The sequence below is a fragment of the Enterococcus sp. 12C11_DIV0727 genome (assembly GCF_002148425.2).
Lineage (GTDB): Bacteria > Bacillota > Bacilli > Lactobacillales > Enterococcaceae > Enterococcus_L > Enterococcus_L lemimoniae.
On sequence record NZ_CP147248.1, the window covers coordinates 2,374,561 to 2,387,502 of the forward strand.

A 12,942-nucleotide genomic window follows, 5' to 3' on the forward strand; every position below is an offset into this window, starting at 1 on the left:
TCAGTCCCTCTTTTACTTTCCTTCACTTTCTTGTGGGTAAGGAATTTCTAAGCTATCAAACAGTTCTTTCATTAGCCAATACTGACTGGCTCGATAGTAGGATTCCTCCTCAACATTAACCGCACAAAGTTTGTCTTCTTCCATAAAATAAAGCCATTGCGCGAATTCTTCTTCTGTTTGTCCTGCATTTGTGTCGAAAACTGCAATGGAAAGAACATTTTCTCCGACCTCTTCTTCTAAAATGGATCTTCTTTCGCGATTTCTGAGTTTTTTCAAGGTAAACTCCGTCTCATCAGATAGAGGTTCTCGTTGAATAATTGGTAGTGAATCGAACAAATCTTTCAACACAAGGCGTTTATCAATCACCTTTATCTGATAATAGGTTTGATTTTCTACCTCGGTAAGCACAATTAGTTCATCAGGTTCACTTTCACTAAAAGCAATCATTAAATTATTTAGCTGAACATATTTTTTAGAAGTTGCATATTCTTGTAAGGCTTTTATAACAAAGAATCCGCCCTCAGAAATGTGACCTTCTTCATCTAAAATACCTTTTTCTTGAATAGCTTCTTTGGCTGTTTCTAAATAATGTGGATCAGTAATAGCGTAGACACTTTTGTCAGGTAAGCCGAAAATCACTTCATTTTCTGTAGCTTCAGCCATTAAATATAATTCGTATAAATGGAAAACATCATTTCGTGTTACTTTTGTTTCGGTCATCATAAGCTTTTCACCTTCGATACTTCACCATGACTTTCGTAACCAGAAATTCCTGTTGGAATTGTTTTTAGAGCTTTCGTTTGTTTTTTACTGGCTTTGTGCATATCTGAATGATATTTTTGAACAATGCTTAGGTAGGCTATGAAGGAATCTTTCGCTTCACCATCCCATTTAGAGCTCTGTACTTTACTTAGTAAGCTTTTTGCTTTCGCGTTTGAGTCGCCTAGTAGGCGTGTTAAAGTTGTGGCAGAGCTAATTGCTGTAGTGACTTCACTTTCCGTGATATCTAATTTGGATAATCCCATCTTTTAAGCACGCTCCCTTTCTTTTCTAGCTTTGTCAGCTTTTTCTTTTGCTTCTTTTCTTTTTGCTTCTTTTGCTTGACGTTCTTGTTCAACTTCCTGGTTTACTTTGTTGATATAATAGTTTTTTCTTGTTTCTGCTTGGTTTTTTGCAGAGGTAAGACTGACGCTTTTCGCTTCTTCTTGGCTAATGTACGTACTTAACTTTTCTGTTAATTCTTCTCGCTTTGGGTCAAAGTGATTGGATGGAATTTTTGAATTTGAAAAGTTTGATACAGTTCCTTTATAAGCTGAAAAAATTTCTTTTGCGTTATTCATGTGCTTGTCATGGTCACGAATGCGTTTGTCCAATTTATTACACAAGTGTTCATATTGATTTGCTTTTCTTTCGCTTTCTCTGGTTACAAAAAAGTACATATAGTTTCTCCTTTCAGATTTCTATCTTCCTAATGATATTTTTACTTTTTCAGCAAAATCATTTTCTACGAAGTATCCTTCTGTATCATCAAGTTGAGGTTCACGATAACCTAAGTTTGAGGCTTTTAATTGGTTTTGATCTGCTACTTTTCCTAAAACAATTCCTTTGTTGATGGTCTTCAATAGTTTGCTTGCATCGTCGTAGCCAGTAATTCCATTGAACAATGAACCGAATAGAAGATATATACCCATTTTTGGTCCATTTTGTAATATTTTTACAAAAGCTAACTCCATTTCCCTTGGCATTTCGGTTAATATATACGAGATATTTGGCATTACTAGGACAAATGGTTTGATTTTTGTTAGATACTCTTTCATATTTGCAACTTCGCCATCTTCTTTCATATCTTCAAAGTCATCTTCACGATCTTCTAAAAACTCTACCAATTTTTGGAATATTTCTGGATATTCTGAGCGGTTTGAAGTATAGTGAGCGGCTCCACCACGATATTTAGCAAAATTTTCTTCTTGATCATCTAAAATTGCATATTGATAGTGACCAGAATCAACAATGAAATTTTGAATACTTGTTAAGCAATAAAGTAGTCGTTCTGGTTTTGGTGCAAAAACAGCTAATTGGTTTAAGCTTGCGATTGATCTTGATACAGGTTGAACGGCTTCGAATTCTAAACCAATTGGGATTTGTTTTTGTGTTAATAATTCTTGAACTTGTTTTTTCTGTTTGAACTCTTCAAAATAAAGCACTTCTGGTACCATCGGAATCGGTTCAGGTCTAGCACCTGTCCAATGTTGATCCATTTGGCTAACTTCTTCTTGAATCGCTTCAATGATTTGTAATGTATCTTCACCATCAGCCGGAAGGGCGGTTTGGAATAACTCAGGTTCTTCCAATTTAATCAAGCCACGACCAGGTAAGTCATCAATCGTCAATGTTGTCCGTCCAACAATCGCTCTAGGTTCTGAATCATCAATCATCTTCAACACGATTTGTGTTTTGATATTACTTGAAAGGGTCATGCGCATTGAATTCTGACGTCCTGCAGAAAGTAATAGGTGAAGCCCAATCCCAGCACCTTCACGAGCTACTTGTGTAATAACTTTTTCAAGAATCTCTTCAAACTTGGCCCCTTTCATTCCTTCAAATCCATCTAAAAGAATCAAAATAATCGGTTCTTCTTTGCCACTAGCTCGCTCATACATATCCAAACTAGCCACAGAAAACTCACTCAACAACTTCTTACGACGTTTCAATTCATCATTGATCCGTCTCGCAAATTTCTCGATTTTCTCTTCTTCATCAATACTCATCGTATCGGCTACATGCGGCAATTTCTTAAGAGGCAACAGTCCATTCGTTCCAAAGTCCAATAGATACACATTCAATCTTTCTGGACTATGCACTCGCGCCAAATCCATCACAACCGTCTGCATAAACGTACTCTTACCATACCCAGGACTACTAAACACGGTCATATGACCTTCTTGTGTCATATTCAAACGCAACGTATTCTGCGCCTGCATACTTGGTACATCTACCACACCAAGCACAGGTTCAAGCGGCTGTTTCTCTGTTAACCATTCTTCTCTAAAGTCCACAGGATGAAGGGTAGAAGAAGCAATTCGCTCTTCCAATGGTGGTAACCAAGGACGTGGAAGTGGGGTAATATTTTCACGTTCCGCCACTTCATGAATCCCATCAATAATGGCATCCAACTCAGTTGGAATCTGTTTTACATCATCCGCATTTTCCAAGCCACTTAAATCTTCACTTAAAATCTCATATTGACCCAAATCATTCACAAGGTAAATCGTATGATCCTCAATCTGTTGGTCATCCTTCTCAGGCTGATAATCGGCTCCACTCCAAGCACTTTGGAACAATTCATAAATCTCATTATTCCCCACTTGTAAGTAGGCACGCCCAGCTTGGGTGATTTCCGCCGCATCTGGTGTTTTCAACATTTCCATTGAATCGGCTTTATCTGCCACTTTCAACGCTAATTTAAATTTCGAGTTACTCCAAATTTGGTCATTGACCACACCACTTGGTTTTTGTGTCGCAAGGATCAAGTGAATCCCCAATGAACGCCCAATCCGAGCCGTAGAAACCAATTCCTTCATAAACTCAGGCTGTTCTGATTTTAACTCGGCGAACTCATCCGAAATTAGGAAAAGGTGAGGCATAGGCTCAGAAACATCGCCATTTTTATATAATTTTTGATACTGATTGATATGATTCACGTTATTCTCCGAGAAAAGGCGCTGACGGCGTTTTAGCTCGGCATTGATGGAAATCAAGGCACGCATACTTTGAGCGCCATCTAGGTTGGTAATACTCCCTAATAAGTGAGGAAGATTACGGAACAAGTTCGCCATACCGCCACCTTTGTAGTCAATCAGTAGGAAAGCGACATCATAAGGATGGAAATTCACGGCCAGACTCAAAATATAACTTTGTACGATTTCCGATTTACCAGAACCCGTGGTACCAGCGACTAACCCATGAGGCCCGTGGGCTTTTTCATGTAAGTTCAAGTAGACAATATCGTCTTTTCCACGTAAACCAAGCGGTACAGCTAAGGTTTTATGTGGAGAATGTTCAGCCCAACGTTGCGTCACATTAAACTCGTCAAATTTCTCAATGCCGTACATTTCTAAGAAGGTCACGGCTTCAGGAATACTTGATTTCAAGTTTTGTAAGTGATTCAATGGCGCCAACAATCGTGGCAATTGCTCTTTATTAAATTCAGCAGGGAAGTGATCTAATTGGAACGATTTGTTCATCAATTTGCCTTCTTCCAATAAGAGCACCCCAGTGTTACGATCACGAATATCGATAACGGTTTTGATATTATCCGATAAACTACTCATGACATCTTCCACGAAAATCACGCTACAGCCAAGTTCACTGGGATCTTCATTGAAGAATTCCATAATGACATGATCCAAAATCAACTTCTCATCCGTGATCATCACCACATAATGAGGGGAGAAGAGGGTACTATCTCGGCTATTGCGGTTTTCTTCCATGGAATTTTTACGGTTTTTCAAGATTTGATTCAAACTATTCAAGACTTGGTCACGGCTCCGTTGGTTATAGACAAAGCCACGTACATTGACATCCTGCATCGTTGCATGAGGCAACCAACGCATCCATTCCCAAAGGTTTTTTTCGGCTTCTGGGAAAATTGAGATAAATTGTACATCATGGTAACTATGGAACACTGATAATTGATTGACGAGTAAATGAAGCTGTTCTAGCACTAAGTTTCTAGGCCCAATATACCCAACAGGTCCATTGACTAAGTTGGCTACGATCGGCATATTTTCTAGCTCTAAACTCTTCGTATAAAGCTCATAACCGCTTTTTTCTAAATCATCGGTTTCTTTACCACGTTCTTTGTTAGAATAGGTAATTTCACTTGATGAACCAAGTGTTCCTAAACCTAAACGATAGAACAGAAAGTCAAAGTGCAACGGCGTTTTTTCATAAATTCTTGGGCTATACGTTTTCGTCATATCCAATAATTCTGAAACGTTTGGATAGTGGTAGAGTTGCCCTTGCTTTTGTTCTTGATTTAATTGGTGTAGTTCCACCGATTTATCGACTAAATATTTTTTATAGCTCACTTCACGATCAATCAAGCTTTGTTTGTGTTCTTTTTTCGTTTTAAAGTAATTAGTGATTGAGAAAATAATCGTGATCAACGTCGTTGCAGCACTAGCTAAGACGAATAAGCCGTTTGGTCTGAAGAAGGCCATTGCCACAGTGACCATCAACATCACGATCGGTGGTAAAATCGTTTTGATCAGTTGGTCTTGTTGTTTATTGTTTGGCTCACTTGGGGCATTGATCGTGATTTTTTCTTCTGGTTCACGGTAAATGATCCGTGGTGAACGGTGGAAATCTGGATAATCTTCATAGACATCGTAACGAGAAGTATAGATTTCGCATAAATCTGATTTAATGATCGTCCCTTCTGTCGCATGGATTTCATGGGTAAAGACTTTCAATGTGTGGTGTAGGAAGGACAGTTCGTCTCCTTTACCTAGTAAGTAGTCTGTGCCTGTAAACAATTGATTATTGATCATCAATTCACCAGAAAGCACCGTTAACAACCATTGATCGTCTTGTTTTTTCAAAATAGCGGCAAGGGGCTGTGCTAAATCATCATTTGGTAATTCTAATGTTGCCCCTTTGTCGGTGCTTAAAATAAGTTCTTTTTTATCTAATAGGTCAAATACATGTAGTTTCGTTACAGGCGCTAAAATGATCGTTGCTTGTTGCTCGTCGGCTAATGAAAAGGTGAGGGGAGAGCCAAGGGTTAAGGTTTGTTCTTGTCCTTGGTGGGTTAGTGTCCACTCATTTTTCATGTCGATCGTCAATTCGTCTGCTTCTGTCAGTAAAGGTAAGTGAAGAGCTGCTTGATTATCTGAACCGATCCGTTGTGTTTTGTCTTCATCAAGGGTCAATTGGTAGCGATAGCCTTGAAGGTAGATGATGGCTTGTGTCTTGGTCATCTAGTTTCCCTCCTGAGCAGTCGATCCTTGTGTTTGTTCAGCAACAGCCGCAGCATTCACACTTTCGTCACGTTTTTCTTTGTATTTTTTATAGTCGGCTTCTAGTTTGCCAATGGTTTCTTCTTTTTCGGTACCAGTCATTTTCGTATCTTTTCTGACTTGTTCGATTTTTTGTGTGATCCCATATAAAATCAAATCGGAATCTTCTAAGTTTTTCGCTACATCTAGAGCCTCATCCAGATTTCCTCGACCGTTTTCGATCCAGTAATCTAGGTAATGTTCATCAGAACGTAGGGTTACGTTGTTTAAGATGACTTTTTTCTGTTGCTCTTGTAAGGCTTCCCCTTGAATAAAGCTAAAGGCTAATTCATATTTTTGCGTGAAAGGAATACTTGCTGTTTTCACGGGTTCTAAGGTTGTGATCACGGCTTCATAGTCATTTTTCAAGAAAGCTGTGTCCGTATTTTGCATCCGATCTAAGAATGGTAAACGGAAAAATAGTAAATAAACCAATGGAATCACTAAAATAGCAGATAATACCGTCATCCAAATCGATAATTGTTTCATCACTTGGAATTTGGTTTTGCTGACTTTTTTGATTGTTTTGGCCGCATGCTCTACGGTTTGATCGTACATTTGTACCAAATATTGTCTGATTTCTTCGAAGCTTTCTTTTTTCAAAATGGTTTGAACAAATTCGGAGCCTTTTTTGATTTCTAGTTGTCCTTCATAGAGTTTAGTAAAGTCATCTTTTTTCTCAAATAAGGCGATGATCAAGCTTTTGTATTGTCTTAATAGTAAGTCGTTATTGGTGACTTTCGGCGGCATTTTTCCGTCTAGTCCACGGTAAGCAATTTTAGGCTGTAGGTTATAATCAAACAGCAGGTTTTCTGGGTGGATAAAGAAGGTAAGTGGTAAATCTAAAAGCTGTTCAACGGCTGCCATGTTTGCCATGGCGCGTAGTTTGTCTTCTTTTGATCCAGCTTTTAATTCGTTAAAGGTAATCCGTTCTTTAGGTAATTCGTAGGTGAATGTCACGGCGTCTTCTTCCCAGTGGATGCTTGTGTCCATCAAGAGTGGGTGAGCGACTTTAAGTAGGGCCAAATCTTTTTCCTCACTGACTTGGACTTCGGATTTTCTCAAGGCAAGCTGCCAGTTTTCGCTCGTTTTCTTAAATTCATACGTATGTTTTTCAATTATGATTGCTACAGTTGCTTCCTTCATATTTTCCATCATTTATTCTCCCAACACTTCGATGATATCTCCGTCTGTTATCGGAAAATCTTTTAGTTTTTGTTCTTCATCTAAAAGAATGCCCTTGTTCAAAACTTTGATTTGGTATTTTTTAACGTTTTTTTCTTTGCCGAAAATTTGGTTTAATTCCCGAATAAAGCGGTAAACGGTGATATTATTCGGGATGCGTAGATCGACCATTTTTTCTTTATTTTTTTGATACATTAAGGTGATATTGATATGTTCTGTATTATCTGCCATGGTTTTGTCCTCTTTTTCTGTTGTGATACAAAAGTAAGGTGACAACGGTCACCAAGGCTAAGCCTAAAATTAAGGGAAACAATGCAGGAGGAGAAGAAACTGTGGCTTCTGTTTCTTCTCGTTTGACTGCTGCTTGCTTCGTTCCGTTGGCTACAAATAGCTGAGTAGGATCTAATTCTTTTACTTTTGCTGCTTTGGTTAAAAATAGGTTAGACATGTCTTCTTGTTTTTGTTTTTCTTCCAATGCTTTGGCGTCGGCTGTTTTTTGGATCATTTCAGCTTCGAATAAGCGATCTTCAGCGGCAAAGCTTTTGGTTTTACCATCATCTACTTGTTCTTTATTCAACCGATCTGTTTGTAATTCTAAGTTGTTATCAAGTAAGGTTTCTTCTGCGTGGGCTGTATCAGAAAAGGAAAAGACAATGATTCCTACCAAGCATAAGAAAATCAGTTTTTTCATTTTGTGACCACTTCCTTCGCTTTCCGTCTGGGTTTCCAAATAAAGATGTTGAATACGATCAAGGCTGCGATCGCTAATAGATATAAAATGATCTGAACGATATTCAACGCATTATTTGCCAAAATATCGGCTAAGTTATTTTCACCGATTGACAATGGATTGATGGAGCGAATAAGATCGACCATCGGATTATTGCCTTTCGTTTTCCCAATTGCGTTTGTCACAAAGACATAACTGATAAATAGGAAAAGACTTAAGGCAAAACCGGCAATATGGAATTGTTTTAATGCATAGTGATTCAATAAGGAGAAGATCAGCATAAATAGTACGATCATCATGCCCCAAACGATTTGAGATTCTTTGACGATGCCTAGTTCACTGATACTCAATAGACTTAAAATCAAGCCAATCCCAATTGCACTTAAACTGATCAACAGAGTTTCTAACATGTTGTCTTTTAGCCATAGTTTTTCTTTTTTGAATTTATTTTTAACCTTTCTGGTAACAGGTTGTGTTGCGAATAGGTAAGCGATAAATAAACTCAAGGTATACATGATCAAGATCCAAGTGAACGGCTCATTAACTTCGGTTGTTTTGATCGTAGCTTCTGATTTTCCGTTAACTGGGTTCGCGATAAATTGCAATAAAGTATTATTTGGCACGCCGTCTTTATGAGCATTGTTCAATACTTTGATAAAGGCGGAGACGAAATCATTGTTGTTTGCGAGTTCTTTGTTTAGGTTATCCATGATGACATCAGCATTAGCAGATAAATCTTCACCATTTTTTTGCGCCGTTTGTACGTCTTTATCAAATGAGGTAAAGACAGATTTCACACTTTCCGCTTCTTTGACGTTCATGTCAGAGGCTTCTTTAACCATTTCTGCTTGCTTTTTGATGGATTCAAGCATGGAATCGATTGAAGAGATTTCGGTATCTGTAGCCGTATTGTCAGAAGCAACTTTGGTTTCGGACGTGGTGATTTCCGACATGTTTTTTTGCCAATCCGCAATTTGTGCTAAATGTCCTTTGACATTTTCGTTCAAGTTCATGGTATTGCCCTGGATATCTTGCAGTTTTTCTCCGATTCGTTCGGATTGACGATCGATATCGGAAGCTTGTAGTTTTAGAGATTCAAGTTTTTCGTGTTGATCTTTGTAATGACCTGTTGCAAAGGTGCCGTTAAGCACTTGTTTGAACATTTCAGTCATGTTCATGTCTAATAAGTTGTTGAAGACATCGAATGGGTATTTGTCGAAGTTATTAAGTTCTTCAGCTACGCTATTATATAATTCAGTCACTTTTCCAACTTCTTCAGAGTAGCTTCTTTTTGCTAATTGATAATTTCTATCTAGAAAAGCTGTTGTATCTATCGTTTGGTTCCACTCAGCTACGTAGAGAGTAGCTGTAGTTGATTTTTGTTGACGGGGTGCTGGCTGCACTTGTTTGACTTCAGGTTGAGCTTTCTGATCAGTGGTTTCAGGTTCACTTTCAGCTGATTGTTCGTTATTTTCAGAAGCCGTTGTGCTTTCTGCTGTATTTTCTTTGCTAGCACTGCTTTCTTGTTCATTAGTAAGAGCTTTAAAAACAGGAGATGCAGTGACAGTAGTTGTTGGTACAGGAGTTTCGGCAGTTGGTTCTGTTTCTTTTTTTATTACGACATTAAATGATGGTGCTTGTCTAGAATATTCATCATAGGTCGTAGCAAAGCTATAATAAACAGTGATTTTGTCGTTTTTTCGTTCAATAGGGTATTCATGATTTTCTGTTACTGGAATTGTTCCGTCTGGATCAAAGCTGATGTCAATGATCCCTAGTTCGTTGAGGTTACTTATATTAGAGATACTGAATGTTCCTCGATTAAAGTTTTCAGTATTTATTATGAAACTTTTTCTATTTCCATATTTTGTGGGATCCAATACGTTTTTTTTAGCATCTTGTAGTTTGATATAGGCTTCCCTGAGATTTTGATAATAAGAACTTTTTTCTTTCACAACTTCTGGATCAGTATTCCAAACTAGAGGGACGATTGTTTTAGCAGTATCATTATTTAGCTCATTATTTTCTATGATTTTTTCATTAGCAGCTTCAATTTTTTCGTTTATTCGTTCTACTTGTGATTGGATGCGTTCTGTTTTTCTACTAATCGTTTTCAGTGGCTCACCATCGTTGTAAGGTACGTCCATATACTGAAAAATCTCGTTCATTTCATTAACATCTTCGGTATCAATTTTGTAAGGTAAAATGTTTAAACGTTCTTGTATGCTTAAAAGATATTCATCATTAAACGTGCTTATATTATTTAGTGATGATGAGTAATTCATTTTTTTCAAAACAGTTCCAAATGTTACTTTAGATGCTTCATCTGTGTTGATTCTAAATTGTTTAAAGAACTCTTCACTATAAGTATCGAAGTATTTATCTTCGATTCCTTCTAAGTCCTCGATTTGCTTTTCTACATCTGCTTTAGACGCTAATAACTGTTCATTCAAAGCATTCATTTGCTCGATATAACGACCATTTCCGTCATTTGAAGCAATAAAGTCATCCTGTAATGACTGATTCAAGTTTTCAAGCGTACTGTATAATTTATTGGTTTCTGAACTTAACACGCTGTCATCCATCGAAGTTAAGATTTTGACAAATTCTTCATATGATAATTTGCCATCAGCACGTTGTTTTAACAATTGCTCTAGTAATGTTGAAAAATCTTGATGACTGCTGACTAATGATTCCGGATTTTTGATAAAATCGATCAAGGTAGTTGTCAGTAAATCATTGGCTTGTAAGGCACTTTGAGATTGTGAAGTAATGCCAGGTAGATATTCTTTAAAATTAATTGTTGGCTGATACAAAATATCTTGGAATTTGCTAACGGAATCTGTTTGGTTTGTATAGACTTTTTCAATATTTTGCTGAGCGGTATATAGATTATCAACGATGCTGACTACATATAAATCAACAAGTTGCTGATTTAAATCATTAACGATTTTGCGACCAACACTTCTAGATTCATTTTCTAACGTAGCATTTCCATTGGCGTTGATTTTATAGTTGACTTGGACTTTTTCAGGTGCTTCACTATCTAGTTCTAAAAGTTTACTTGAAAAATTGCTTGGAATTGTCACGAGTAAGTTATAAGTGCCGGATTTTAAGCCATTTTCAGCGATTCCTCGGCTAACTGTAAACCAGTTATACGTTGCATCTTTTTCAATTTTTTTGACATAATCTGCGCCTAAGTTATAGTCTATGTTATTTTTGTTAACACCGTTATCTTCATTTACTAGTGCAATATTTAACCGCATATCTTGTTCTTCTTTAGCTTTGTTTGCAGATATATCAGTAAAATCTCGGTTCATAAATATCAGCATAATAAGTAAAATTACAACCATCCAAACAGACTTCAACATATAATATAGTTTTTTACTGTTCATTTATCATTCTCCTAAAAAAAGAGGAACAGTGAGGAGCAAGTGCCCTCCCTATTCCTCAGTTATGTGGTTCTTATAGACCTCTTCCGATTGCTGAAGAGATATTTTGATCTGTTTCTTCTACAATGTTGGCAACTTCGTTTAATTGTTTGTTGATTTGCTCTAATAATTCAGCAAACTCAGATACTTTTGGTTTTAAAGCAGTAAATTGATCGTTAAAGCTGTCAAAACCGCTACCTTCCCAGTTACCTTGGATTGTATCTTGTTCAGATTGTAGCTTCTGTAAAATATCGTTGACTTGGTTTGAACCATCCGTATATTTTGTTGCAGAAGTTCTTAGTTCTTGTGGGGATAATTTAATTCTATCGCCGGCCATTTTTCATTCCTCCAAATTGTTTTTTAGAAAGCAAAATAATGCTCACTAGTTATATAAACGTTACCATAAAAAAGGTTCGATAAATACTTGATGTAAAAAGTTGCGTGTTTTAAGTAAAAAATAACAAAAAAAATAGAATTATAACTTATCTTTTAGGTGATTTTTTTTCTTCCTGTGGTTTCTATAGTTATCTATACGTCTGAAAAATAAAAATCTGTAAAAAATACAGATTTTTCAAGAATAATATAGTTTTTTTATGATTAATTTTTAATTAAAATGGCCCATAGCATTATGCTTTTCTTGTTTTGAGAAAAGTTGCATATTTTTCCTTTAACTCATCTTTAAAGGTTCTACTTATCGGTAAGGAGCTGTTGCTTTTTTGTTGTATATCCTCTTTAAATTGTTTGACGAATACTTCATTATTGGTGATTTCAACAATGTAATTTAGATTCACTACATAACTGCCATGTATTCGAGCAAATAAATCCTTGTTTAGTTTACCAATGATTTCAGACATCGTTAAATATGTTTTATAGACTTTTTCTGTTGTGTAAATGTAGGCAATCCGCCCGCTTTTGGCAATGTAGATGATTTCATTCATCGTTAAGACAACATGTTTTCGATTAAATGAAAATTCAAAATAAGCTTGGATTGCATTAAAATAGTTATTTGCTCGCTCGATCGTTTCTAGCAAGTCATTCTGATTTATCGGCTTTAATAAGTAATCAAATGCTTGGACTTTAAATACTTCAGGCATCCGTTGATTGTTATCCGCTATAAAAATAATCAGTGCTTCTAAATCGAAAGTGCGGATTTGCCGTGCTAGAGCCATACCGTCCATTTCAGTCATTCCAATAGAAATGAAGTAAATCTTATAAGTTGTTTCTATTTCATTAAGGTGGCGTACTAATTTTTCACCATTAATAAAAAAATCAAATTCATATGGTTGAGAAGTGTGTAGCAAAATGGTTCTCTCAATTCTTCCCATATCTTTCTGGTCGTTACCACACAATGCAATCTTCAATGGTTCATCTCCCTTGAGTTTAAGATTAAAAATGTATGTTTATATAGAATAAATCGTTTTTAAACTTTTTATTTTTATCAATTCTAATCATAGCATATTTTTTTTACAGGGATTTTCAAAAATTTTACGAAATGAGAACATTTCAGAGAAAAGTTATAATATTTAAAAATGTAGAA

10 protein-coding genes are annotated in these 12,942 nt (G+C 36.5%); all 10 read right to left on the reverse strand.

Annotation, left to right across the window (positions count from 1 at the left end; translation table 11 throughout):
• Window positions 1-12: 12 nt before the first annotated feature.
• The 10 genes from A5866_RS11255 to A5866_RS11300 all read right to left on the reverse strand — a co-directional run bounded on the left by A5866_RS11255 (window position 13) and on the right by A5866_RS11300 (window position 12,766).
• Entirely contained in the window at window positions 13-723 is a 711-nt protein-coding gene (locus tag A5866_RS11255) for a DUF5081 family protein (RefSeq protein ID WP_086445355.1), read from the reverse strand.
• Window positions 720-1,025, reverse strand: coding sequence for a hypothetical protein (locus A5866_RS11260; protein ID WP_086445354.1), 306 nt, complete (start codon window positions 1,023-1,025; stop codon window positions 720-722). The genes A5866_RS11255 and A5866_RS11260 overlap by 4 nt, the downstream gene beginning before the upstream one ends.
• A gap of 3 nt (window positions 1,026-1,028) precedes the next feature.
• Window positions 1,029-1,439 (reverse strand): hypothetical protein, encoded by a 411-nt coding sequence (locus tag A5866_RS11265; protein WP_086445353.1) that lies wholly within the window; start codon window positions 1,437-1,439, stop codon window positions 1,029-1,031.
• 21 nt (window positions 1,440-1,460) lie between these two features.
• The gene (essC, locus tag A5866_RS11270; protein WP_339099671.1) at window positions 1,461-5,981 is read right to left on the reverse strand and encodes a type VII secretion protein EssC; all 4,521 of its coding nucleotides are present in this window, start codon (window positions 5,979-5,981) and stop codon (window positions 1,461-1,463) included.
• The gene (essB, locus tag A5866_RS11275) at window positions 5,982-7,214 is read right to left on the reverse strand and encodes a type VII secretion protein EssB (protein WP_176332608.1); all 1,233 of its coding nucleotides are present in this window, start codon (window positions 7,212-7,214) and stop codon (window positions 5,982-5,984) included.
• Between the two features lie 3 nt (window positions 7,215-7,217).
• Entirely contained in the window at window positions 7,218-7,475 is a 258-nt protein-coding gene (locus A5866_RS11280) for an EsaB/YukD family protein (RefSeq protein WP_086445347.1), read from the reverse strand.
• On the reverse strand, window positions 7,465-7,935 hold the full coding sequence (locus A5866_RS11285; protein ID WP_086445346.1) for a hypothetical protein: 471 nt from the start codon (window positions 7,933-7,935) through the stop codon (window positions 7,465-7,467). Before A5866_RS11285 ends, A5866_RS11280 begins: the two co-directional genes overlap by 11 nt.
• A complete protein-coding gene (gene esaA / locus A5866_RS11290; RefSeq protein WP_086445345.1) occupies window positions 7,932-11,369 on the reverse strand; it encodes a type VII secretion protein EsaA in 3,438 nt (1,145 codons plus the stop codon). Before esaA ends, A5866_RS11285 begins: the two co-directional genes overlap by 4 nt.
• 70 nt (window positions 11,370-11,439) lie before the next feature.
• Entirely contained in the window at window positions 11,440-11,742 is a 303-nt protein-coding gene (locus tag A5866_RS11295) for a WXG100 family type VII secretion target (RefSeq protein ID WP_010766560.1), read from the reverse strand.
• A 289-nt stretch (window positions 11,743-12,031) separates the two neighbouring features.
• Complete coding sequence (locus tag A5866_RS11300) at window positions 12,032-12,766, reverse strand: LytR/AlgR family response regulator transcription factor (protein ID WP_086445344.1); 735 nt, start codon at window positions 12,764-12,766, stop codon at window positions 12,032-12,034.
• Between the last annotated feature and the right edge of the window lie 176 nt (window positions 12,767-12,942).

Excerpts from the sequence above, each read along its gene's own strand:
- A5866_RS11255 (WP_086445355.1), bottom strand. The coding sequence starts at position 723 with ATGATGACCGAAACAAAAGTAACACGAAATGATGTTTTCCATTTATAC.
- A5866_RS11260 (WP_086445354.1), bottom strand. The coding sequence starts at position 1,025 with ATGGGATTATCCAAATTAGATATCACGGAAAGTGAAGTCACTACAGCA.
- A5866_RS11265 (WP_086445353.1), bottom strand. The coding sequence starts at position 1,439 with ATGTACTTTTTTGTAACCAGAGAAAGCGAAAGAAAAGCAAATCAATAT.
- essC (WP_339099671.1), bottom strand. The coding sequence starts at position 5,981 with ATGACCAAGACACAAGCCATCATCTACCTTCAAGGCTATCGCTACCAA.
- essB (WP_176332608.1), bottom strand. The coding sequence starts at position 7,214 with ATGGAAAATATGAAGGAAGCAACTGTAGCAATCATAATTGAAAAACAT.
- A5866_RS11280 (WP_086445347.1), bottom strand. The coding sequence starts at position 7,475 with ATGGCAGATAATACAGAACATATCAATATCACCTTAATGTATCAAAAA.
- A5866_RS11285 (WP_086445346.1), bottom strand. The coding sequence starts at position 7,935 with ATGAAAAAACTGATTTTCTTATGCTTGGTAGGAATCATTGTCTTTTCC.
- esaA (WP_086445345.1), bottom strand. The coding sequence starts at position 11,369 with ATGAACAGTAAAAAACTATATTATATGTTGAAGTCTGTTTGGATGGTT.
- A5866_RS11295 (WP_010766560.1), bottom strand. The coding sequence starts at position 11,742 with ATGGCCGGCGATAGAATTAAATTATCCCCACAAGAACTAAGAACTTCT.